The organism is Bacillus mycoides (genome assembly GCF_000832605.1).
Classification (GTDB): Bacteria; Bacillota; Bacilli; order Bacillales; family Bacillaceae_G; genus Bacillus_A; species Bacillus_A mycoides.
Genome location: NZ_CP009692.1, coordinates 4125960 through 4147416, shown reverse-complemented (window position 1 = coordinate 4147416; position 21457 = coordinate 4125960). Strand labels below are relative to the sequence as shown.

23 protein-coding genes and 4 pseudogenes are annotated in these 21457 nt (G+C 33.4%); 19 read left to right on the top strand and 8 right to left on the bottom strand.

Going from position 1 to position 21457, the window contains the following annotated elements:
• Positions 1–48: 48 nt before the first annotated feature.
• Together BG05_RS23045 and BG05_RS23040 are read left to right on the top strand one after the other, a co-directional pair.
• Positions 49–1398 carry an aspartate aminotransferase family protein gene (locus tag BG05_RS23045; protein WP_033732064.1) on the top strand — a complete coding sequence of 450 codons (1350 nt, stop codon included), beginning with the start codon at positions 49–51 and terminating at the stop codon, positions 1396–1398.
• Positions 1399–1463: 65 nt separating this feature from the next.
• On the top strand, positions 1464–1742 hold the full coding sequence (locus BG05_RS23040; protein WP_002186254.1) for a DUF3986 family protein: 279 nt from the start codon (positions 1464–1466) through the stop codon (positions 1740–1742).
• A 63-nt stretch (positions 1743–1805) separates the two neighbouring features.
• On the opposite strand, the gene BG05_RS23035 is transcribed toward BG05_RS23040, so the two are convergent.
• The gene (locus BG05_RS23035) at positions 1806–2969 is read right to left on the bottom strand and encodes a cation:proton antiporter (protein WP_002011888.1); all 1164 of its coding nucleotides are present in this window, start codon (positions 2967–2969) and stop codon (positions 1806–1808) included.
• Positions 2970–3237: 268 nt separating this feature from the next.
• Between BG05_RS23035 and BG05_RS23030 the strand changes: the two genes are divergently transcribed.
• A complete protein-coding gene (locus tag BG05_RS23030) occupies positions 3238–4068 on the top strand; it encodes a MerR family transcriptional regulator (protein WP_002086530.1) in 831 nt (276 codons plus the stop codon).
• Between the two features lie 89 nt (positions 4069–4157).
• Positions 4158–5513, top strand: coding sequence for an MATE family efflux transporter (locus tag BG05_RS23025; RefSeq protein ID WP_003188403.1), 1356 nt, complete (start codon positions 4158–4160; stop codon positions 5511–5513).
• Positions 5514–5551: 38 nt separating this feature from the next.
• On the opposite strand, the gene BG05_RS23020 is transcribed toward BG05_RS23025, so the two are convergent.
• Complete coding sequence (locus BG05_RS23020; protein ID WP_002126540.1) at positions 5552–6217, bottom strand: DUF421 domain-containing protein; 666 nt, start codon at positions 6215–6217, stop codon at positions 5552–5554.
• A 202-nt stretch (positions 6218–6419) separates the two neighbouring features.
• On the opposite strand from BG05_RS23020, the gene BG05_RS23015 reads away from it, so the two are divergent.
• The 5 genes from BG05_RS23015 (at position 6420) to BG05_RS22995 (ending at position 9655) form a co-directional block, all read left to right on the top strand.
• Entirely contained in the window at positions 6420–6956 is a 537-nt protein-coding gene (locus BG05_RS23015) for a YdcF family protein (protein ID WP_306475273.1), read from the top strand.
• Positions 6957–7103: 147 nt separating this feature from the next.
• Positions 7104–7421: a magnetosome magnetite crystal formation protein family gene (locus BG05_RS23010; protein WP_002186253.1), complete on the top strand. Its 318-nt coding sequence runs from the start codon at positions 7104–7106 to the stop codon at positions 7419–7421.
• A gap of 165 nt (positions 7422–7586) precedes the next feature.
• Positions 7587–8321: an oxygen-insensitive NADPH nitroreductase gene (nfsA, locus tag BG05_RS23005; protein ID WP_002126543.1), complete on the top strand. Its 735-nt coding sequence runs from the start codon at positions 7587–7589 to the stop codon at positions 8319–8321.
• Between the two features lie 175 nt (positions 8322–8496).
• Positions 8497–9042 carry a sigma-70 family RNA polymerase sigma factor gene (locus BG05_RS23000; RefSeq protein ID WP_002186252.1) on the top strand — a complete coding sequence of 182 codons (546 nt, stop codon included), beginning with the start codon at positions 8497–8499 and terminating at the stop codon, positions 9040–9042.
• A 1-nt stretch (position 9043) separates the two neighbouring features.
• Positions 9044–9655 carry a PH domain-containing protein gene (locus BG05_RS22995; protein ID WP_002186251.1) on the top strand — a complete coding sequence of 204 codons (612 nt, stop codon included), beginning with the start codon at positions 9044–9046 and terminating at the stop codon, positions 9653–9655.
• Between the two features lie 201 nt (positions 9656–9856).
• Here the strand turns inward: BG05_RS22995 and BG05_RS22990 are convergent, their stop codons facing one another.
• The 4 genes from BG05_RS22990 to BG05_RS30140 all read right to left on the bottom strand — a co-directional run bounded on the left by BG05_RS22990 (position 9857) and on the right by BG05_RS30140 (position 12838).
• The gene (locus BG05_RS22990; RefSeq protein ID WP_002186248.1) at positions 9857–10582 is read right to left on the bottom strand and encodes a sulfite exporter TauE/SafE family protein; all 726 of its coding nucleotides are present in this window, start codon (positions 10580–10582) and stop codon (positions 9857–9859) included.
• A 247-nt stretch (positions 10583–10829) separates the two neighbouring features.
• Entirely contained in the window at positions 10830–12056 is a 1227-nt protein-coding gene (locus BG05_RS22985; RefSeq protein WP_002126548.1) for an MFS transporter, read from the bottom strand.
• A gap of 5 nt (positions 12057–12061) precedes the next feature.
• Positions 12062–12529 (bottom strand): VOC family protein, encoded by a 468-nt coding sequence (locus BG05_RS22980; RefSeq protein WP_002186246.1) that lies wholly within the window; start codon positions 12527–12529, stop codon positions 12062–12064.
• Positions 12530–12721: 192 nt separating this feature from the next.
• Complete coding sequence (locus BG05_RS30140) at positions 12722–12838, bottom strand: YjcZ family sporulation protein (protein WP_000007805.1); 117 nt, start codon at positions 12836–12838, stop codon at positions 12722–12724.
• A gap of 304 nt (positions 12839–13142) precedes the next feature.
• On the opposite strand from BG05_RS30140, the gene BG05_RS22970 reads away from it, so the two are divergent.
• Positions 13143–13361, top strand: coding sequence for an aspartyl-phosphate phosphatase Spo0E family protein (locus BG05_RS22970; RefSeq protein ID WP_002086516.1), 219 nt, complete (start codon positions 13143–13145; stop codon positions 13359–13361).
• Positions 13362–13414: 53 nt separating this feature from the next.
• Positions 13415–13603 (top strand): RNA chaperone Hfq, encoded by a 189-nt coding sequence (gene hfq / locus BG05_RS22965; RefSeq protein WP_002186245.1) that lies wholly within the window; start codon positions 13415–13417, stop codon positions 13601–13603.
• Between the two features lie 38 nt (positions 13604–13641).
• Here the strand turns inward: hfq and BG05_RS22960 are convergent, their stop codons facing one another.
• Positions 13642–14244: an HD domain-containing protein gene (locus tag BG05_RS22960; protein WP_002186244.1), complete on the bottom strand. Its 603-nt coding sequence runs from the start codon at positions 14242–14244 to the stop codon at positions 13642–13644.
• Positions 14245–14416: 172 nt separating this feature from the next.
• Here BG05_RS22960 and BG05_RS22955 point away from each other — a divergent pair.
• From BG05_RS22955 to BG05_RS22925, 8 genes and pseudogenes are all read left to right on the top strand, one after another.
• Positions 14417–14884 (top strand): annotated as a pseudogene (locus tag BG05_RS22955) (MotA/TolQ/ExbB proton channel family protein); the annotation flags it as partial.
• Positions 14878–15063 (top strand): annotated as a pseudogene (locus BG05_RS30750) (DUF3964 family protein); the annotation flags it as partial. The pseudogenes BG05_RS22955 and BG05_RS30750, both read left to right, overlap by 7 nt.
• A gap of 424 nt (positions 15064–15487) precedes the next feature.
• Entirely contained in the window at positions 15488–15973 is a 486-nt protein-coding gene (locus BG05_RS22945) for a hypothetical protein (RefSeq protein WP_002186242.1), read from the top strand.
• Between the two features lie 141 nt (positions 15974–16114).
• Positions 16115–17023: a chemotaxis protein gene (locus BG05_RS22940; protein WP_002186241.1), complete on the top strand. Its 909-nt coding sequence runs from the start codon at positions 16115–16117 to the stop codon at positions 17021–17023.
• A 562-nt stretch (positions 17024–17585) separates the two neighbouring features.
• Positions 17586–18533 carry a DNA-binding domain-containing protein gene (locus BG05_RS22935; RefSeq protein WP_002186240.1) on the top strand — a complete coding sequence of 316 codons (948 nt, stop codon included), beginning with the start codon at positions 17586–17588 and terminating at the stop codon, positions 18531–18533.
• A 222-nt stretch (positions 18534–18755) separates the two neighbouring features.
• Positions 18756–19687 (top strand): annotated as a pseudogene (locus tag BG05_RS32205) (spore germination protein); the annotation flags it as partial.
• Positions 19688–19788: 101 nt separating this feature from the next.
• Complete coding sequence (locus BG05_RS30135; protein ID WP_003188425.1) at positions 19789–19989, top strand: Ger(x)C family spore germination C-terminal domain-containing protein; 201 nt, start codon at positions 19789–19791, stop codon at positions 19987–19989.
• A gap of 185 nt (positions 19990–20174) precedes the next feature.
• On the top strand, positions 20175–20951 hold the full coding sequence (locus tag BG05_RS22925) for a TerC family protein (RefSeq protein ID WP_003188427.1): 777 nt from the start codon (positions 20175–20177) through the stop codon (positions 20949–20951).
• A gap of 193 nt (positions 20952–21144) precedes the next feature.
• Here BG05_RS22925 and BG05_RS22920 read toward each other — a convergent pair.
• Positions 21145–21336 (bottom strand): annotated as a pseudogene (locus BG05_RS22920) (flagellin); the annotation flags it as partial.
• Between the last annotated feature and the right edge of the window lie 121 nt (positions 21337–21457).

The window sequence follows — 21457 nt, the reverse complement described above, 5'->3', positions numbered from 1 at the left end:
CAGCGCAGCTTTGTGAAAAATAAGTTGTTATGGAAGGTGGAAGAAATGATGAAGACAAAGCAAACCGATGAATTATTAGCAAAAGATGAGCAATATGTTTGGCACGGAATGCGTCCCTTTAGTCCAAGTAGTACAATGGTAGGGGCAAAAGCAGAAGGGTGCTGGGTTGAAGATATACAAGGAAAAAGATACTTAGATGGTATGAGTGGTCTTTGGTGTGTGAATAGCGGATATGGAAGAAAAGAGCTTGCAGAGGCAGCTTATAAGCAATTGCAAACATTATCATATTTTCCGATGTCACAATCACATGAACCAGCAATTAAGCTCGCTGAAAAGTTAAACGAGTGGCTTGGTGGAGAGTATGTTATTTTCTTCTCTAATAGTGGATCAGAAGCGAATGAAACCGCTTTTAAAATAGCAAGACAATATTATGCTCAAAAAGGTGAACCGCATCGTTACAAATTTATGTCACGTTATCGTGGTTATCACGGAAACACAATGGCGACGATGGCAGCGACTGGACAAGCACAGCGTAGATACCAATATGAGCCATTTGCTTCAGGTTTTTTACACGTAACGCCCCCAGATTGTTACCGCATGCCAGAAATGGAATCACAAAATATTTATGATGTAGAGTGTGTGAAAGAAGTAGATCGTGTTATGACATGGGAATTAAGTGAAACGATAGCAGCATTTATTATGGAGCCAATTATTACAGGCGGAGGTATTTTAATGCCACCACAAGACTATATGAAAGCAATTCACGAAACATGTCAAAAACACGGAGCACTACTTATAAGTGATGAAGTTATTTGTGGTTTCGGGCGTACAGGAAAAGCATTTGGGTTTATGAACTATGACGTTAAGCCTGATATCGTTACGATGGCAAAAGGTATTACGAGCGCATATTTACCATTATCAGCAACAGCTGTAAAAAAAGAAATTTATGAGGCATTTAAAGGAACAGGAGAATATGAATTCTTCCGCCATATTAATACATTTGGTGGAAATCCAGCGGCTTGTGCATTAGCGCTTAAAAACTTAGAGATTATGGAAAATGAAAATTTAATTGAGCGCTCTGCACAAATGGGTTCACTTTTATTAAATCAATTAAAAGAAGAAATTGGGGCACATCCGCTTGTTGGAAATATTAGAGGGAAAGGGTTATTAGTTGGAATCGAACTAGTAAATGATAAAGCGACGAAAGAACCAATTGATAATGACAAAATTGCAAGTGTTGTAAATGCTTGTAAAGAAAAAGGGCTCATTATCGGACGCAATGGTATGACAACAGCAGGGTATAATAATGTATTAACATTAGCGCCACCGCTCGTTATTTCAGGTGAAGAAATTGCTTTTATTGTCGGAACGTTGAAGACAGCGATGGAACGTATTTAATAAATAGAACGAGAGGAGCGAGCTGTAATATAAGGCTCGCTTTTGTTTACTAGGAGGAGCTTTTAATGGAGAAATATGATCCTAACAAACATTATCACATCGGATATTATGAAGATGGATATGATTTAGAAGTGACAGCGTATAAAAGAATAAATGAACCAATCTGGGATGCCTATATTCCACACTATGAGGTAGATGATTTTTACAAAAAAGTGGAGGAAATGAAGCTAGGTGAATATATAGATGATTATGGCATTAAGGTGTATTCATTTAGTAATGATATCGATGATGAAGAAGCGCGAACTATGTTTGAAAACTGGTTAAAAATGAATGGAATTGTTTAAAGATAAAATGAAAAAGGAGATTGCTATCTTATAAGATAGCAATCTCCTTTTATTATATGAAACTTATTTACTTGCTTTCATTGCTTTATCTTTTGCACCAAAAGTGTATTTTAACATTGGTGGTGTAATCATTGTAGTTAAAATAACGACAATAACGATAGCTGTAAAGTAATCTTGTGCTAATAGGCCAGAAGAAAGTCCTGTTCCTGCGATGATAAGTGCAACTTCACCACGAGAAACCATACCAGCACCGATAATTGCAGAAGACTTTGCATCAAATCCAGTGATTCGTGCACCGAATCCACAACCGATTAGTTTTGTGAATACAGCGATAACTGTTAATGCTAAGATGAACCAAATTTGATCGCCAATACCGTCAAATGTAATATTCATACCGATACTAACAAAGAATACTGGAACGAACATAGCGTAAGCAATTGGTTCTACTTTCTTTTCTACTTCATGTTTGTAGTTCGTTTGAGAAATAGCGATACCAGCTGCGAAAGCACCGATAATACCAGCAATTCCTAATAGTTCGCCGAAGTATGCGAATGAGAAACAGATGATAAGCGCAGCACTAACGATAGACTCAGATACGCGAAGCGGTGATAACCAACGCATGATTGCTGGAACACCTTTCCAACCAATTAAAATGATAGAAGCAAAGAATACTACTTTCTTCAAGATAATCATTGTTAAGTTAACGTCATCTGTGCCTAAGAAGCTCATTGCAAATGCTAATAAAATAACAACAAGAATGTCATCAAATACAGCGGCTCCAAGCATCGTCGTACTTTCACGTGTTTTCATTTTACCTAAATCACGAAGTGTTTGAACGGAAATACTAACACTTGTTGCACATAGAAGTAATCCTAAAAAGACAGCATTCCCTTGTTCCATACCGACAACAAGACCGGCAACGTAACCACCTACGAATGGAAGAACGATACCTCCAAGTGCAACAGCTAAAGAAGAATTACGATTTGCGTTTAATTCTTCTAAGTCTGTTTCAAGTCCTGCCATAAACATTAAAAGAATAACTCCGACATTACTTAATTGTGTTAGAAGCTCTGAATTTTCAATCCATCCGAATATAGCTGGACCGATAACGATACCAACAATTAATTTACCGAGTACAGAAGGTTGACCTAATCTAACACTAAGGTCACCAGCGAGCTTTGTACTTAATAAAATAAGTGCAATCTGAAAGAAAAATTCGAATTCCATTTGATCCTCTCCTCATCATTTTTTATTTTTATCATACGATTTCTCGGAATTTGCCTAATGATAATATGTAAAGATCCATTAAACAAAGGGTCTGATTACGAGTTCTTTTGAACTTGTAATTTGAACCTGTAATTAATATATAATAAAATTTATTAAAAATCAATGAAAAAATAGCAGATTTTCATGAGAGGATTCGTTTTAGAAACGGGGGATATAGATATATAATAGGAAGTAATAAAGTTTACATATAATGAATGGAGAAAGAAAAATGTTATTAAATCAACGTTTTACAATTGGGGAAATGGCGAAAATGCATAATATAGCGGAATCTACATTACGTTATTATGATGAAAAAGGGATTTTTCATCCGTCAATTGTTGACCCTCAAACCAATTATCGTTATTACACAATTGATCAGTTTTCACTATTAGATACGATTAAATTTTTACGCCAATTGAACATCCCGTTAAAGGAAATAAAGAAATATATTGATGAACGAAATCCATCTTATGCACTGAATTTACTTGAAAAACAACAAGAAATGATGCTGAAAAAACAAAGAGAAATCGAGTATGCTTTGGCAAAAATGGAACATAAAATCCATTTAATGAAGAAAGCGACGAAATCTGAAGCAAATCAAATTATTTATAAAAAGATACCGAAACGAAAAATTACAGCAATTGCAGTTGCACCAAATACAACGGATGATATGTTTGAATATTATATCCATTCGTTGCAAAAAAATATGAAGCAAATTGATAATAGTTTATTTTCAGGTGATATCGGTGTAACAGTTTCAAAAAAAGCATTAATGCAAAATGAGTTTCAAGCATATAACAGTGTGTTTATTTTATTGGATTACATGCCTTTTGAAGCGCATACTTCAGATGAAATAAAAGAAGGGATATTTGCCTGTTCTTATCACCATGGACCATATGAAGAAACAGACGCAACGTATACGGAATTATTAAAGCACATTGATAACGAAGGATATGAAGTGTGCGGAGATGCACTGGAACTTGCATTAATTGATTGGTCCGTAACAGAAAATCCGAAGGAGCAAGTAACGGAAATTCAAATACCTGTTGTTAAAAAATAGGCTTATATATTTTTCGATTCTCTATTGACCTTCAAGTAACTTGAAGGTTTAAACTGTGAACAGAGCATTGAAAAAGGAGCATTTATATGATGGAAACAACAGAAAAATTAAGAGAAAAACCAATTAAAAGTTTATTTATTACGTATTTAATACCAGCTGTTCTTGGGATGGTATTAATGTCGGTTAATATTGTGATTGATGCAGTCATGATTAGTAGAGGAGTTGGAGCGAACGGTTTAGCCGGAGTAAACGTAGCTATTCCAGCATTTTCAATTTTCTTCTCTATTTCATTATGGATTGGAATGGGCGGAGCAACGCTATATTCCATTGCACTAGGTGAAAATAAACTGGAAAGAGCAAGGTCTATCTTTACTCAATCTATGACAGTAGCAGTTGTTATCGTTGGCGTTTTAGCGGCTATTTGCTTATGGAGAATAGAAGATTTAGCATATTTATTTGGTGCGAATGAAGTGATTTTACCATACGCATTAGACTATTTACAGGTGTTATTAACATTTGGAATGATATACGTTTTAGAAAATATTTTAAGTACATTTATACGAAATGACGGAAATCCTAATTTAGCAATGGCAGGTCTTGTTGTAACGGCTGTATTAAATATAGTGTTCGACTATATTTTTATTTTCATCTTTGGATGGGGTGTAACTGGTGCTGCTTCAGCTACTATTCTTTCGGCGGCAATTGGTTTCCTTGTATTATTAACTCACTTCTTTAGAAAAAGTAGTATTTTAAAATGGACGAAATTCCATTTTGAATGGGATACGGTTAAACAAATTATGGTGATCGGTTTCCCAAGTTTTACAGCAGAAAGTACAGTTGCAATCGTAACAATCGGTTTTAACATTGCATTCGTTCAATATGCAGGAGAAATAGGAGTCGCTTCCTATGCGATGGTGAATAGTATTCATGCAATGACATTATTATTATTCTTCGGTGTTGGTGCAGCATTACAACCAATCGCTAGTTTCCATTACGGTGCAAACTTATCAGAAAGATTGCGTGAAGGATTACAGTTTGCTGTGAAAATTGCGCTTGTACTCGGAGGCATTGCGATTGTTGTCGGTTTATTCTTTGGGAAATATATTATAGGTTTATTTAATGTTCAATCGCCAGAACTATTGGAGTTAACGTTAACAGGTATTAGTTTATTCTTTATTCAATATGTATTTTTAGGCTATAACATTGTGTATGGAGAGTATTTCCAATCAGTGCGACAAACGAAAAAATCAGTACTTATAATAATGAGCCGAGGTTTACTATTTGTTATCCCATTGTTATGGATTATGCCAAAAGTATTTGGTATAAACGGAATTTGGCTCGTTATGCCAGTAGCGGAAGTATTGACAGCAATTATCGTATTTACGATGAATCGTATGAAACATCCTGTTCCGTTAAACATGGCGAGAGAGAAAAAAGCAATATAGTGAAGAAAATCCCCTTGAACAAGTAAGGGGATTTTTTTTCATTCTTTTAAACTAATTGCAAAAGATCCATCTGTCTCCTGCACAGAAGCGAAAGCCACATTTTTAATATTTGTAACGCCTTTCTCCATTAACTCTGCATGTAACCACTTTTCATTTTTATGGATTAATTTTAAGTTATCGTATTGAATTTGTGAATCAACGATAAGAGCAATTGGTAAGCCTGCATACTTAACATTTATATTCAAATCTTTTGGAGTCAGAGGCACAAGTTCTCTTTTTGGTAAAATACTAATAGCTCCATTCGCTTCTAATATCGCATACTCAATTTCATGAACACTTGGATATCCTGCGACGCGAAGGTTAGAAAGCAATTCAGGGATCGGATATCTACTTTTTTGTAAGTTCTCAAAAATAATATCACCATGTTTAATTAAAATAATGGGGTGTCCGAGAATAAAACGATTTAGTTTGTTGAGTAGGCTTAATTTTGTAAGAAGCAAATGCAAACATGTAATAACGACCATACCGAGAAATGCTTGTAAAGCACCAGCGACTGGTATGGCTTGAAAAGCTAAATAAGATAAAAAGATAATAGCCCCAAAATCATGAGGAGTTAGTTGTGCTAATGCAGATTTACCAAGTAGCTTAAGTGATAGTAAAAATAAGATGAAAAAGAATGATACGTTACATAAAAAGAGAAGCAATAGGGACACTCCTTCGTGCGAAGTTGTACTTACTATTCCCGAAATTAATAGAAATATTACCTTTTGGAGGATAAATTAGGCTTAATTGGAATTTGTCTGTATACAAACGAATAAATGGATATTATGATGAAGGAAGTAAAGGGAATAGGGGTATATGGATATGAGAAAGAAGAAAATAATCAAGTATATTTTAGTTGTTATAATGATTTGCGCCGTATATGCGGGGTTTTTACAATATAACATTTATAAGCATGGGCATATGAATGCAATTGATGATGCGGATTATATAATTGTACTAGGATCGAAAGTAAATGGAACAAAACCTTCGTATTCATTGCAATATCGTATTGATAAAGCAGCTGAGTATTTAAAATTACATGATAAAACAATTGCTATTGTATCTGGAGGCCAAGGAAAAGGTGAAGATATTACAGAAGCATTAGCGATGAAACAAGGATTAATGAAACAAAATATTGCAGAAGACCGCATTATAATGGAAGATAAGTCGACGAGCACAGATGAAAATATTAAATTCTCAAAACCGTTAATTCCAGCCAATATGAAAAAAGGTATGATCGTAACAAACGATTTCCATATGTTTAGAGCGAAAAAAATAGCTGCAAAACAAGGTTTGCAATTAGAAGGGCTTCCGGCCAAAACACCGAAGCCAATTATCATTCCATCGAATGTACGAGAATATTTAGCGATTACGCAATATTGGTTTATGAATCGAATATAGTTAAAGTAATCCCGCCCAAAATTTGAGGTGGGATTTATTTCGAGGAAAATCTTACAAAAATGTCATGTTCATGAAAGGTAAAGCGATAGTTTCTGGAAAGGTTTCCTGACATAATGAAGGTAACAAAAAACTTTAGAGGTGAATCGTATGAAAGGAAATAATATTTTATCCTCGCTATGTTATTTTAGTATCTTTTTTGCACCATTTTTACTACCAATTATTGTTTACTTCGTTGCGGAAGATGAAGTGAAATATCATGCGAAAAAAGCATTTTGGTCACATGTTTTCCCATATGCAATTTTATTTGGAGGGTTAGCTTTATCAGGAGTATACGCTTTAAGTTTCAATCAGTCTGAGAGCGTTGGAATTGGGATGGTTATAACGTATGCAGTGTTTATTCTTGTAGGAATTTACTACTTCATTTGGAATATTGTTAAAGGTATTAAAGTATTGAAAGCAGCTTAACATTGTCGTTATGTGTGTAAAGTCGATATAATTTCATTTACCATATTAATATGTATTTAAAAAAGAGCAACTCACAAAGGAGTGCTCTTTTTTTGCTTATAAGTTGTGAATAATGAAAAAGATATGTTAATTTTTTATTATGAAGAGAAAAAAGGAGTGGTTTTTATGAATGAGATGATACATAAAATGGAGCAACACGTTTCAGTTCGTAAATATAAAGAAGAACCAATTTCAAAAGAGATAGTAGAAAGAATGGTGCAAGCTGCGCAGCATGCAGCTTCCTCACATTTTGTACAGGCGTATTCTCTTATATATGTAACAGATCAGGAACTAAAGGTTAAACTAGCTGAATTATCCGGGAATCGTCATGTGAAAGACTGCGCAGCATTCTTTGTATGCTGTGCGGATTTAAAACGTCTAGAAACTGCATGTGAGAAACATGGAACAGAAATTAAACATGAGGGAGTAGAGGACTTTATTGTAGCAACAGTAGATGCCTCATTATTTGCACAAAACTTAGCACTTGCAGCTGAATCATTAGGATACGGCATTTGTTATATTGGCGGAATTCGTAATAACCCGAAAGAAGTGAGTGAATTGCTTTATTTACCGGATAAAGTATATCCGGTATTCGGAATGACAGTGGGCGTACCAAATGAAGAGCATGGAGTTAAGCCGCGTTTACCGGTAGCGGCCATTCTTCATGAAAATGGATACGATGAAAAGAAATATGATGAATTATTAAACGAATATGATGAAACGATGAGTGCGTATTACAAAGAAAGATCGTCAAATCAAAAAAACGTAACATGGACGGAATCAATGAGCTCATTTATGTCCAAAGAGAAAAGAATGCATATGAAAGAGTTTTTAAATGAAAAAGGATTAAATAAGAAATAAGTAAAAAGGCAAACCTGGAATGCGGGTTTGTCTTTTTTGGAGGAGAAATGTATTTTTTTTGCTATCATATACATAGAAATAAAAATTAATAAATTTTTACAAAAGTGATAGAAAATGAGAATGAAATGCCAATAGTAAGTAAAAGCAGCTGCTAAAGGGGAACTGAGGAAGGAAGATGTTTATGATTTTCAATTCTGAAGAGGATTTAATTATAGCTATGAAAAAACGTGATCAAGATGCTTTGAAAGAAGTGATTGATCAATATGGAAAATTAGTTTTATACATTATTCATAAATCATTAAGTACCCCTATTGAGAAACAATATGTAGATGATTGTTATAACGATGTATTTACTATCATTTGGTTTAATATCGACCAATTTGATATAGCAAAGGGAAACTTAAAATTTTGGATGATTGGTATTACTAAATTAAAGGCATTGGAATATAAAAAGAAAGTATATAGAGAGAACAAAATGGATAAAGACGCAGAAATAGATAAAGGTATCCATGATAGTTATGAAATAGAACAAGAAGAAGAGATTATGGAAATAGTACAAGATTTAAATAAAAAGGATCGATATATCTTTTTAAAGAGGTATATTGATGGATATTCCATTGACGATATTGCAAAAGAATTAAAAGTAACAGCGGATTATATATATAATCGAATTTCTCGAGGGAAGAAAAAACTTCAAAAACTGTGGAAGGGGAGTGTGTAATATGGATAAAAGACTATTATCGATGTTAAACGAACTCCAATATTCAGAAGAAGAAATTACACGTTTAGAGAAAGAAGCGAATGAGTCTATAAATATAGATAAGTATTATGTGAGAAATGGAGGGTTATTAAAAAAAATAACTTTACAAATGTTGGAAGAGTCAATTCGCAACGAATTACAAGCTGGTGAAGAAATTGAGAAGGAACTGTTAGTAGACGAAGGATATATGGCAAATAATAAAGTAATACCAAATATATATTACGTAGGAGCTACTTTTTATTATTATATCGTTTTAACAAATAAAAGAGTGATTATGAAAGGATTAGATTGTTATTTTAAAAAAACAAATGAACATAGCATGCCAATAGAGGATATACAATCCATTTCGCAACATAAAAAAATGAAAAATGTCTTTGAAATTAAATATAATAACACTCATATACAATTTGGAAGTATTGAGTATGCACGTGAAGTTGCAATGATAGTTATGGAGTTAAAAAAACGCGGAGTAAAAGTAGAAAAGTATACAGATTTTGAAAAAGGGTTTTTCTTATTTTTTAATATATTCGTGATAGTAAGTGCAGGTCTTTGCTTTATAAAATATTTAATGTAAAAAGCGGCATAATAGCCGCTTTTTATCGTTTTATTTAGTACTCGATTTAAAATATTTGTCTTATGAAAGAACGATTATTGCTAATTGTAAACTGCCAATAAAGTTATTTGAGTTTTGATATAGAATGCCCCATCGCACTTGAAAATACAGCAATAATTTCGTTTGAACCTATCTATTATTGTGCACTATCTAAAGCACCCTCTATAACAAGTTCAAACTTTCAATAAGAAGATACCCCCCCGTGCAACTTAAAAGGATATACGTAAATATTTTGAAAATCCGTTGATTAAGCCATTTGAAAATAATTTGACCTATATACAAACCTAGAAATACGATTGGAATAGCATAAAAACTTGATTCCCAAATTGTTTTGTTTGTGCCAGTAAAGAGTATTTGAGTTAGTAGACTAATGAAATATATAAATAGATAAAAAGCTAAAGTAGTTGCTCTCAACTTCTCTTTTTTCGTATCAGTTCCTGTAAAGTAAAGTAACAGGGGTGGTCCTGGCATACCGATACTGGTCGTTAAAAGCCCTGATAATCCACCAACTATAAAATCTCTAAATGGTGTTGATTTAACCTTAAAGTTGCATATTAGCATCAATGTTAATAGTAAGAGCAGGATGCTAATTGCTAATTTAAAAGCGTTTATATTAATGGAAATGAAGAGTAAAATACCAAAAGGTACACCAACTATACTTCCAATAGTTAACCTTTTCAGTAGAATAAAGTCAATGTCCATTCTTATTTTCCAAATGAGTGATATTGAAATAACTAATGATAAAATAATATTAATTTGTATAGCTTCTTGTGGTAAGAATAACATTAGTAAAAAAGGTGTTGCCATTATGGAAAAGCCAAAACCTGTACTTGTTTGCAAAACAGAAGACACCAATATAATACATATGAAACTTAATGTAATCTCCAAAATAGCCCTCCTATTTAATCAAATAGAATAAATATTTTAATACCATGAAAATCGAATTTAGCTATTTTGAGCCTATAGCATAAGTGCAATGTTTCACAATCTTACTTTTATTTTAACATAAATACTTAGTTTCTTCTCAAATAGCATTCACGTATAGGGCCCATTAACGAATATGGTTGACATTTTCAAATAATTGTATTGTTACGCAGCGCTAATAAATGAGATCAAATAAAATTTGGTGAAGAATCTATTGATTATCAATAGATTCTTCACCAAGCTCACCGCGATAAAACAAGAAAAGCCATATAAAACTAACAAAAATACAGCATATAGCTAACAAGCTACCAATCACTTGAGGAGAAAGGATTTCTAAAAACCATCCTGTAATAAACATAGATAACTGAATAAGCGATCCGTAGATGGAATAATGAAATGAAAAAACTTTACCAATCATGTTTTCTTGCGTATACGTTTGTAGTAATGTCGTATCAAGTGGAACGATGATACCTCCTGCTATACGCATACAGAGTAATGTAATGATACCGATAATAAGTTGATCGGATAGAATAAATCCGAGAAAGAAAATTCCTTGTAGTAAATAGGCCCAACCAAATGCTCTTTTCATTTTGTCTTCATTTTTAGACATATAAAGATTAACGAGGAGACTGCCAATCATAAGTCCAGCCCCTTGAACCGCATATAAAATACCAATGTTAGTGTGGAAGATTCTTTCGGCATAGATTGTTAGAAGTAACTGATAGGCACCTCCAATAATGCCCCATGAAATGCCGACAAGAATTAATGTTAAAATAATTTTGCTTTGTAATATGTATGTATAACCATCTTTTATATCAGTGAAAAACGCTTTTTTCTTGCTAAAAGTGTCACGAGAAGGGATCTTTATTTTATAAATAATATAGGCTGAAATAAAGTATGATAGGCTATTAATAAAAAAGGCAATCTCGATACTTAAAGATTGTGCAATGAGCCCACCTAAAGAAGCTCCCATAATAGACATAAAACCATTGATTGTACTAGAAAGAGAGTTAGCGGTTACGAAATGCTTTTGATGTACGATATTTTTTAGAGTTGATTGCTTAGCAGGCTCGAATAAGCAAGAGAGTACTGATAAGCATATATTAGAAACGAAAATAATTTCAATTTTGTAGAATGCTAATAAATAAGTGAGGACGATAATTCCTCGTAAACTATCAGTAAAAATCATAATTTTCTTTTTTGAAAAACGGTCTACAATGCCGCCTATGAATGGGCTCAGAAGAAGTTGAGGTAACCCTTTGCTCATAAAGGTGAGTGCTAACATAAATGAAGATTCTGTTATGCTATAGACGAGTGTTAATAAAGCGACAGTATGAAACCAATCCCCAAGTACACTTAATGTTTGACCATAAAATAGTTTTTTAAAGTTTTTATTTGTTCTAAGAAGTGTGGAATAAGAAACTGATTGCACTGACATAAAAATTAATCCCTATCTATTGGCGATGTTTGTACATGCTTTTTCCATTCACTTAAATACATTTTCTCTGCTTTAGGTAGTCCAACAGGTAATTGTGCAATGAATTCTAAACTATTTCCATCAGGATCGTTAAAATATACGGAGGCGTGTGCTAATTCTGGAAAAACGATTGGCTCAATTGGCTCCATTCCAAAGTCTTTTCGCGCTGGAATTCCTTTCTGTTTGAGCCAGTGTATTGCGTTTTCTAAATCGTGTAGGCTTACTTGGAAAGCGATATGTCGTAAGGATGGATGATAATTGACTTTGTATTCTTTTCCTTCCCAAAGACCAATCCAACTTTCATTTTCTACAATCCAAAAGAAGGCGATATCGTTGTCTCTATTATATAATTTTAACCCCAGTGATTCATAAAAAGGTATCGAAATTTCTAAATTACAGACAGGTAAATGTGCTTCATAAAGACCCTTAATCATTATAATCCTCCTTAGTAAAAATGTTTCTTATTCCATAGTAAACGATTTCTTGTTAGTTGAAATCACAAAAAAGATGGACATAAATTCATACGAAAGTATGAAAAAACAGCTCAAATATGAGCTGTTTTCGTATAGTTTTTAGTTAACCTATTTCATTCATTTAGAGTTTAGCGAAAAGGATACGTATTATATTTAAAACCCTCCGCCGCCACCCCAACAGCTACATCCGATAATGATTAGAAGGATGAATAGCACGATGAGTAAAGCAAATCCACCGCCGAAACCAGCGCAACTACCACCAAAGCTCATGTTTTTTCCTCCTTTTTAGGAAATTAATCTATATAACTAATGGATTACTTTATAAGATATGTTTTTATTTAGAAAAGGAGCAAGTCTTACTTCTAATTAGACAAGAGCCTGTGATCGGATTTAAATGTGATATTTACTTTGTTTCATAGCGCTTTTTTTAAAATGGTAAAACAATATGGAAGTGTATACTAGGTGAATGTATTGCAAATGAAAGGGGTATGTAACTTACAATTACATTAAAATTTCTTTTCATAAATATAAAATTTGTAAAAAAAGCCATTTTTTTATTTTTTTATGAGTGGAAATGTACTATAATTTTACAAGTAATATTATGGGAAAAGGGAGTTTTAGTATAGAGATGGAGATGGGACAATTACACAATAAAATAGAACACAAAAAGAAAGAGTTAATTCAACTTGTTGCTAGGCATGGATTAGATCATAATAAAGTTTTGTTATTTAGTCGAGATTTAGATATACTAATTAATAAGTTTATGAATATAAAAGACAAAGTATATAAGTGATTAATCTTTATTTTTTATATTAGGATTATTTATTTGTAAAGGGGAAAACAGTTATGGAACACTTACAAGAAGAGTTGTATAAACAAATAAAAGAAGAAAAAGATGCAGTTACTATATTTTTAAAGAGTGGAGTAAGAATAGTAGGGGAAGTAGTTGGAGTAGATAGATTTACAGTATTAATATTAGTAGATGGAAAACAACAACTTATTTATAAGCAGGCAATATCAACAATTATGAAATAAGACACTCATTTTGAGTGTCTTATTTCATAATTAAATGGTTATTGTTTACATGCTTCAACGTCAATGCCAGCAGCTAGTAATTTTTTTTCTCCGTCTTGTTCAATGATTTTTTGTAATTTAGATAAGAAAGAGTCAAAATCTGTATGTTTACCAACTTGGAAAGTCATTTTATGCTCAATTGGTAACCAAGTATCAATATCAGCTTCGTTATGCTGAATTTTCACTTCAAGTTTATCAAGTGCGTTAGCAACTTTTGCTTCATACGTTTCTTTCGCTTCGAACTCCATCCATAAATCGTATAATTCCACGCCGAGAGAACCTTCTAGTGTATGTTTAATATTTAAAATAGCCTTTTGCTCATTTTTTTGTTTTTGTAATTGTAATTCACGGCTATTCATCGTATCAAAGGCAGGAATATCACCAGCTTCTGCTTCGACAAGGTCATGAATAATAACCATTTTAAGTAATTTTTCTATATTTACTTTTTGATCCAAATAAGGCTCAACTAAGATAGCCATTAGGGACATACGCCACGTATGTTCAGCAACACTTTCTTGACGTCCGTTAGAAAGCCAACTATGTCGCATTTCATATTTTAGTTTTTCTGCTAATGCAATGACTTGTAAAATGTTATGTTCCATCGTGATCCTCCTCATATTTCCATACTATAATTCTAATATAGAAATGAAATGTGTCAATTTAATGAGTATATTGCGATAAGTAGATGATAAGCTTATAATGATTGTTATATGTGAAAACGCATTATTAAAATAAAAAAATGTTTTACGAAAACGAAAAAGGAAGGGCAGGAATATGGGAGACGAAAATCAAGGATTAGCTAGACCGCAAAGGAAAAAAAGGAAGTTTGATATTTCTAGCCCCTTTGGCATTGTAGTAGGTTTCGTTATTTTAATTGCAGCAATCATGCTTGGCGGTGGTGGAATAAAAGCTTTTAAAAATTTCTTAGATGTTTCATCTATTTTGATCGTTATAGGGGGAACAACAGCGACAATCGTTGTGGCATATAGATTTGGAGAAATAAAAAAATATACGAAAAGTATTTTTACTGTTTTACATAGAAGAGAGGAAAATCTAGAACAGTTAACGGATTTGTTCGTTGATTTTTCAAAGAAGTCTAAAAAACATGGTTTACTCTCGTTAGAAGTTGATGGAGAGCAAGTAGACAATCCTTTTATTCAAAAGGGGATTCGTTTAATGTTAAGTGGATATGATGAAGCAGAATTAAAAGAAGTATTAATGAGAGATGTTGAAACAGAAGTATAATCATTGGCCGTATTCATGAGTTTTATTTCGTAAGTGTTGGTAGTGAAGGCGTTTGGAAGTATCAACTGTTTAAGGATGAGATGAAGTGTCGTGAGTTTTTTGTTACGTTGCCGGATATTGCGGATCAACAGCTTGCTTTTTGGTTCAATAACATTGAGTTGTTGAAAGGGGCTTAAAAGATTTCTTTTAGGTTTTGAGAGAGGGCCTAGCGATGAGTAGTAGCGGTCAGTGCCTATGAGTGGTTCGTGCATTGTGAGACCAGAGATATGGAGAGGTACTAGGTTAGCTTAAGATGTGTGAACCGATAGTTTAGATGAATAACGATTGTAGTTGTATTCATTTAAAGTTTTGAGAGAGGGCCCAGCGATGTTTAGTAGCCGTCAGTGCTTATGAGTGGCTCGTATGTTGTAAGACTAGAGATATGTAGTGGTTTTAAGGTAGTTGGAGAGGCTGGAATCCAAGTGTTTAGGTGGTGCCTCTTCGCTCTTTGAAGATATAGGGCCTATGAGCAGTGATTTGAAATAGATATAGATTAATTTAAGATAGTTGTGCTATGTTGTACAATTAGACTAAATTTATATAAAAGGAGAGGTGAGGAGGATGGCGCAGAATAAGTATCGCGTTACATTCATTTCGCCAAGTGAGGTTGAGCAACGTACTGTAATGATGGCGAGTAGTTTGCCTAATTTAATACGTCAAGTAGAGAGTATTATTGCAGATCTGAACGGTTATTTTGTAAATGATAAAAAGAATAATTGCTATTTTAAAGTGATTAAAGAAAATGTTACGTTTATTCAATATGAGTTACTATTTTCGGATAAGGAAATTCACATTGAAAAGTTAAAACATATAGCACCGGCGGTATTGAAACAATTATTTGAAAAAATAAACGATCCGGAATTATATGCACTTGCACTTCTTGATGTCGATATAGCGACAAAGGAATATGTGCTAGGAGAAATGAATCCAGAGCTTAGAGTGAGAGTGGAAACAGAGCTTTCGAAAAAATGGGAAGCGATGCCGACAGAAATTGTAGGAGCGCAAGAAGTGTTACTAGAAGCACTTGCTTCGTTTATACAAGATTAAGCTTTACCAGTGTTTTTATTATTTTAAAACGGCAAGGCTCACGCAACTATCTATATTTTTCATATAGGTAGTTGACTTTTGGATGTTATTAAAGCTTAATAATTAAATATACGGAATTAATGAAAGGGGAGCGACACCTTTATGTCACAAGCACAAAGTATTTTATTAGAAAGTGGAACAAACGAATTAGAAATCGTAACTTATACTGTGGGTGAAAATTTATTTAGTATCAATGTAATGAAAGTGCGTGAAATTATTAATCCATTCCCTGTTACAACTGTGCCGGAATCTCATCATGCAGTTGAAGGTGTTGTTCAAGTACGTGGCGAAATTTTACCTGTTATTAACTTAGCGACAGTTCTTAATTTAAAATCTACAAAGCCACTTGATCAAACGAAATTTATTATCTCGGAATTAAACCAAATGAAAGTTATCTTCCGTGTTGATGAAGTACATCGTATTCAACGCATTTCTTGGGAACAAATTGATGAGCCAGCTTCATTATCTATGGGACTAGAAGAAACGACGTCTGGAATTGTAAAACTAGATGGGAAAATTATCTTATTGTTAGATTATGAAAAAATTGTTTGCGAAATTAGTAACAGTGGTTATGACAATAAAACACTTTCAGGATTAGAGCAAAAAACAGATCGAGCTGAAAAGGTTATTTATATTGCGGAAGATTCAGCGATGCTTCGCCAAATACTAGAAGAAACATTATCAACAGCTGGATATACGAAAATGAATTTCTTCAGCAATGGTGCAGAAGCGTTAGCGCAAATTGAAAAACTAGCAAAAGAGCAAGATGAAAAAATGTTTGAACATATTCATCTGCTTATTACAGATATTGAAATGCCGAAAATGGATGGACATCATTTAACGAGGGTGATTAAGGATAGTGAAGTGATGAATCATTTACCTGTTATTATTTTCTCTTCTTTAATTACGAATGAGCTGTTCCATAAAGGTGAGGCTGTAGGAGCAAATGCTCAAGTGAGTAAGCCGGATATTCAAGAGTTAATTGGTTTGGTTGATAAGTTAGTGTTATAAAAAAGCTTTTTAGTTGGAAGAGGGAACTATCCTGTAGTAGAGGGTGGTTCTTCTTTTTTGTTCCATTTATGTAAAGAAAGAATGAGGGAGTGTTTCAAATATAGTTTTTGTTGTCTATAGTCACGGTTTTATTTGAAAGCGTCTTCTTGACTGGGGAATTGATTCTAGGACGTTTTTTATTATTTAATATGTAGAAATATTGAAATTGCTGTGTGTAGTTCAATTTAATTTTCATCCTGTATTCCTTACTTTTAGTATAAAGGTGAGTTTTTTATTTGGAAATATAGTGGTGAAATTACGTGATGGCGCAAATTTTCGGTGGAATTATATTGGAAATACCATATGATATAATCGGATAGATTCCTACTAATACCACTTTATACTATTTATATATATATTTTCTAAAAAGTTTTTCTATTGTTTTTTGATTTTTTTTGTAGATTTATCATTTGACGGACAATTTCGAAATGCTATAATGTTGATATGTAAAAATTTCTATTTTCTTGAAAGACATGGGGGTCATATGAGAATTGTGAAAGAATGAGGGGGAGTGACACGTATTATGTATCACCACACAGCAATCAATGTATTAAGTCTTTTAAAAAAAATGTCAAATGATAAAATGAATGATACGAAGTTGGGAGCGGAATTTCAAAAAATAGAGAAACAATTCCGCATAGAGTATGAAGAGCTAATAGATTTATATAATAGAATGGTATTATTTCAAATAGATATAGAGAAAAATGGTGGTATACGAGCCTACGAAAAATCAACGATTACATGGCTGAAGTCTGAACTAGAATTACTTTATGAAGTGTATCAATTTTGTCAACGTCACGGGTTAAACATCGCAAATATTTCAAAATATATTAGTAAAAATGAACTGAATCTTTTTCAAAAAACGGAAAGTCAATTGCAAAACACATATTATAAATTGAAGAAACAAGAGATACCGTTTGAAAATATTGAAAAACAAAAACCTGGGCGGAAACGTAAATATACATTTGCAAAAGAAACAACTTCTAAGATGAAACAGGAGAGAAAACAGGAAGTAATCGAAGAAGTTCAAAATGTAGCAGATGAAAAAAAACTCGTAACAGTTATATCTGGAATTGTTGATAATTTTGAAACAATTAATCAACATGGTGAAGAAAAAGAAGGTGAATTACATAAGTTTATGAAAGGGATTTATAAACTTTCTAGCATGGCCGCAGAGCGTTCAAAAGATGAAAAAAACACACGTAGTCTTGAGGGTGAATTACAGTTACTACAAGCTGAAAATGATAAGTTAATACGAGAAAAAGAAGAACTCATTTACGATATTAAAGATTTAACGCAGTATCTGATTCATTTCATAACTAGCTCTGATATTGATCAACTTCGTACGTTACCGACTTTCGTAAAATGTTGTAAAAAAGATTTAAATAAACTTGGATTATATAACGCACAAGACGGTAAAATGAAAATAATGGTCGACCGTAGAGGGCAAGTTATGACAGTAACACCTTAAATATAGGATACAAAAAAGAACCTGTTTCTAAAAATCGTCAAAAACGATCTTTTGGAGACAGGTTTCTTATTTACTTTTATATTGTGAAAATATGTAAGTTTAAATAATTAACTGCTCATAATAAAACAACATAGATTCTTCATAACCTAAAGAGGAGTATATGTCTTTAAGTATTCATCCATAATAACCCATATGAAACACAACAACGAAAAAGGTGAATGTATGGATTCTTTTCATAAATGGTTACGAGGTGAAAAATCTTTTTCTACGCAGGAACAAGCTGACATTGTAATAAACGGTTCGGTTTCTTCTATGTCTTATAAACCTAGAGCAATTGTCCAAACTATTTAGCGGAATTCCAGAGCTAGTTATAAGAAGTTTTCCGTTGAAAAGCGGACAAAGAGTCACGCTCGTGTATATGGAGGGGTTAGTAGACAAAAATGTCATTAATACGGATGTTCTACGACCTCTCTTATTTCAAGAATGGAATGAAAAAGATTTTTGGGAGTCTTCAATTTCTATTGGGCAGATTAAGAAGGTAAAAAAATGATTAGAAATCGAATAGGCTATTTTACATGGTAAAAGCATTTTGCTTATAGATGGTCAGTACACAGCGTTAGAGTTAGACACGCAGGGGCACCTAAGAGGAGTATTCAGGAACCAACAACTGAAACTTCATTAAAAAGTTCACACGAAGGTTTTACGGAAGTAGCTAGCGAGAGTATTGCCTTCATTCGCTGATATATTCCAAATCGTGAATTGAAGGTGAAAGAGTTCACTGTTGGAGATCGGGCAAATTCAAAAATTGTTATGCTGTATTTAGTAGATGTTACAAATGAAACTGTCGTCCACGAAATGGCAAGTCGTATAAAATCAATCAACATTGATGCTATTCTCAGTACCGGTACATTAGAGGGACTCGTTGAAGATAATTCATATACACTATTCCCACAGTTTTCTATAACCGAACGTCCAGATACAACTTCGCATCATATTTTGAAGGGCCGAATTGCGATTGTTCAACAGGTGTGTTATTTGGTCCGATGACTTTTTCATCATTTTTTCAAACGATGGATGATTACAGCTTAAGGATAGCTATAGCATCATTTACATGGCTACTTCGCCTCACGGGATTATTTATTGCGATCTTTGCTTAGGCTCTTTATATTGCTATGATTTCCTTTCATTATGAAGTAATTCTTCTTAAAGATAGTTATTTGATTTATCTATTGCCGAGCGTACATTCGATGTAAATATGAAGAAAGATAAAGGGGAACTAGTTGCACTTATTATGATACAGCTAAATCATGATTTAAATGATCTAATTCATAAAGTACAAAGGCAGAAGCTAGATCCATTTGGATTTGGTGACTATGCACGTACTTTTCAATATGAGCATTGGAAAAAGTCGAAAATGAATGGCCGAATACATTTTCAGAAGCAAGTATTAAAGTAACGCTGGTATTAAAGATTTTAGAAAGTGGGATTATTAAATGATTTCAACTTATAACAAATAGAGGACAGAAAAGTAACTGTCAAAATGTTTTAGCCATAAGTTTTAGGATTTAATTTGGCTTAATAGGAAATTCTATTGATAGCAAAGCCCTTATCTGATTTTACTTTTAGAAAGGAGAGAAACGGATGGAGTCAATATGGCTAGAGTATGCTTGGGCATTATTAATTCTAATCGGATTAGAAGGTTTGTTATCAGCTGACAATGCCCTTGTACTAGCAGTTATAGCGAAACATTTACCCGAAGAAGAGAAAAAAAGAGCTATAAATTACGGAATCATTATGGCCTTTGTATTTCGATTTGCAGCCCTATTTGCCATTTCATTTATTGCAAATGTTTGGCAAATACAAGCGATAGGAGCAGCCTATCTTCTTTATTTAGGATTGAAGCATGTCATTCAGGCGCAATTCGGAAAAGGCAATCAAAATATTCATAAGGACGATGAAAAGAAAGCGGCAGGTAAAAGCTACTGGTTCACAGTAGGGAAGATTGCATTAGCTGACCTCGCGTTTGCAATTGATTCGATATTAGCTGCGGTTGCTCTTGCTCTGGGGCTTCCGGATTCACCGCTTGACGATTTCGGAGGTATGGATGGAGGACAGTTCATTGTTGTACTTCTTGGAGGGATCGCTGGACTTATTTTAATTAAATTTGCGGCAACTTGGTTTGTTGGGCTTCTTGAGAAACGGCCAGCATTGGAAACAACGGCATATGCGATTGTTGCTTGGGTTGGTGTCAAACTAGCTGTAATTACACTGGCTCATGAGGACATTGGTATTTTAAATCATGATTTTCCGCACAGTACAACTTGGACTTTAATCTTCTATGGAGTATTAGTTGCCATCGCACTAATTGGTTGGTTTGCACCGGGAAATAAGTCAGCCGAAAATAATCCCGAAAGGTAAGTATCATTAACTGTATTTAGCGTTTTAAACATTTGTTCTTTTCTAATTTAAGGAATACGGAGTTAAACTATACTAATTTTTATTCAATATATAGTTTCTTTTTTTACATTAAAGAGAACGATTGGAGTAGAATCATTACTAAAAAAGGTCAGAGCATTATATGCTTTGTCCTTTTAGCACATTATTCGAAAGAATTTGCACTAATTGCAAATCGAACAGCTAAATCACGCATACGAGTCACAATTGTCACATTCGCAGGATTATCAGAAGCAGCATTTAACTTCTTACCAGTCGCTAAACGCTCCATCCCAAAATTTATACTCTGCTCATTCTTATATAAAGCTAACTTAGCGTTCATACTTAAAACGTTTGTACTAATACGCATATTGGACACTCCTTATAGATTGATATATGGTCAGTATTCTAACGCTAATAAACGGCTATGAAGAGAAAAAAGGGCTTATGCTCACTTTATCTTTTGGTTTTCATACACAGGACGAGGATAA

Excerpts from the sequence above, each read along its gene's own strand:
- nfsA (WP_002126543.1), top strand. The coding sequence starts at position 7,587 with ATGAATGAGATGATACATAAAATGGAGCAACACGTTTCAGTTCGTAAA.
- BG05_RS22980 (WP_002186246.1), bottom strand. The coding sequence starts at position 12,529 with ATGATTAAGGGTCTTTATGAAGCACATTTACCTGTCTGTAATTTAGAA.
- BG05_RS22935 (WP_002186240.1), top strand. The coding sequence starts at position 17,586 with ATGTATCACCACACAGCAATCAATGTATTAAGTCTTTTAAAAAAAATG.
- BG05_RS22925 (WP_003188427.1), top strand. The coding sequence starts at position 20,175 with ATGGAGTCAATATGGCTAGAGTATGCTTGGGCATTATTAATTCTAATC.
- BG05_RS22970 (WP_002086516.1), top strand. The coding sequence starts at position 13,143 with ATGTACTATAATTTTACAAGTAATATTATGGGAAAAGGGAGTTTTAGT.
- BG05_RS23000 (WP_002186252.1), top strand. The coding sequence starts at position 8,497 with ATGTTTATGATTTTCAATTCTGAAGAGGATTTAATTATAGCTATGAAA.
- BG05_RS30135 (WP_003188425.1), top strand. The coding sequence starts at position 19,789 with ATGAAGAAAGATAAAGGGGAACTAGTTGCACTTATTATGATACAGCTA.
- BG05_RS22985 (WP_002126548.1), bottom strand. The coding sequence starts at position 12,056 with ATGTCAGTGCAATCAGTTTCTTATTCCACACTTCTTAGAACAAATAAA.
- BG05_RS23010 (WP_002186253.1), top strand. The coding sequence starts at position 7,104 with ATGAAAGGAAATAATATTTTATCCTCGCTATGTTATTTTAGTATCTTT.
- BG05_RS23025 (WP_003188403.1), top strand. The coding sequence starts at position 4,158 with ATGGAAACAACAGAAAAATTAAGAGAAAAACCAATTAAAAGTTTATTT.
- BG05_RS22945 (WP_002186242.1), top strand. The coding sequence starts at position 15,488 with ATGGCGCAGAATAAGTATCGCGTTACATTCATTTCGCCAAGTGAGGTT.
- BG05_RS23045 (WP_033732064.1), top strand. The coding sequence starts at position 49 with ATGAAGACAAAGCAAACCGATGAATTATTAGCAAAAGATGAGCAATAT.
- BG05_RS30140 (WP_000007805.1), bottom strand. The coding sequence starts at position 12,838 with ATGAGCTTTGGTGGTAGTTGCGCTGGTTTCGGCGGTGGATTTGCTTTA.
- BG05_RS23030 (WP_002086530.1), top strand. The coding sequence starts at position 3,238 with ATGTTATTAAATCAACGTTTTACAATTGGGGAAATGGCGAAAATGCAT.
- hfq (WP_002186245.1), top strand. The coding sequence starts at position 13,415 with ATGGAACACTTACAAGAAGAGTTGTATAAACAAATAAAAGAAGAAAAA.
- BG05_RS23035 (WP_002011888.1), bottom strand. The coding sequence starts at position 2,969 with ATGGAATTCGAATTTTTCTTTCAGATTGCACTTATTTTATTAAGTACA.
- BG05_RS22940 (WP_002186241.1), top strand. The coding sequence starts at position 16,115 with ATGTCACAAGCACAAAGTATTTTATTAGAAAGTGGAACAAACGAATTA.
- BG05_RS23015 (WP_306475273.1), top strand. The coding sequence starts at position 6,420 with ATGATTTGCGCCGTATATGCGGGGTTTTTACAATATAACATTTATAAG.
- BG05_RS23040 (WP_002186254.1), top strand. The coding sequence starts at position 1,464 with ATGGAGAAATATGATCCTAACAAACATTATCACATCGGATATTATGAA.
- BG05_RS22995 (WP_002186251.1), top strand. The coding sequence starts at position 9,044 with ATGGATAAAAGACTATTATCGATGTTAAACGAACTCCAATATTCAGAA.
- BG05_RS22960 (WP_002186244.1), bottom strand. The coding sequence starts at position 14,244 with ATGGAACATAACATTTTACAAGTCATTGCATTAGCAGAAAAACTAAAA.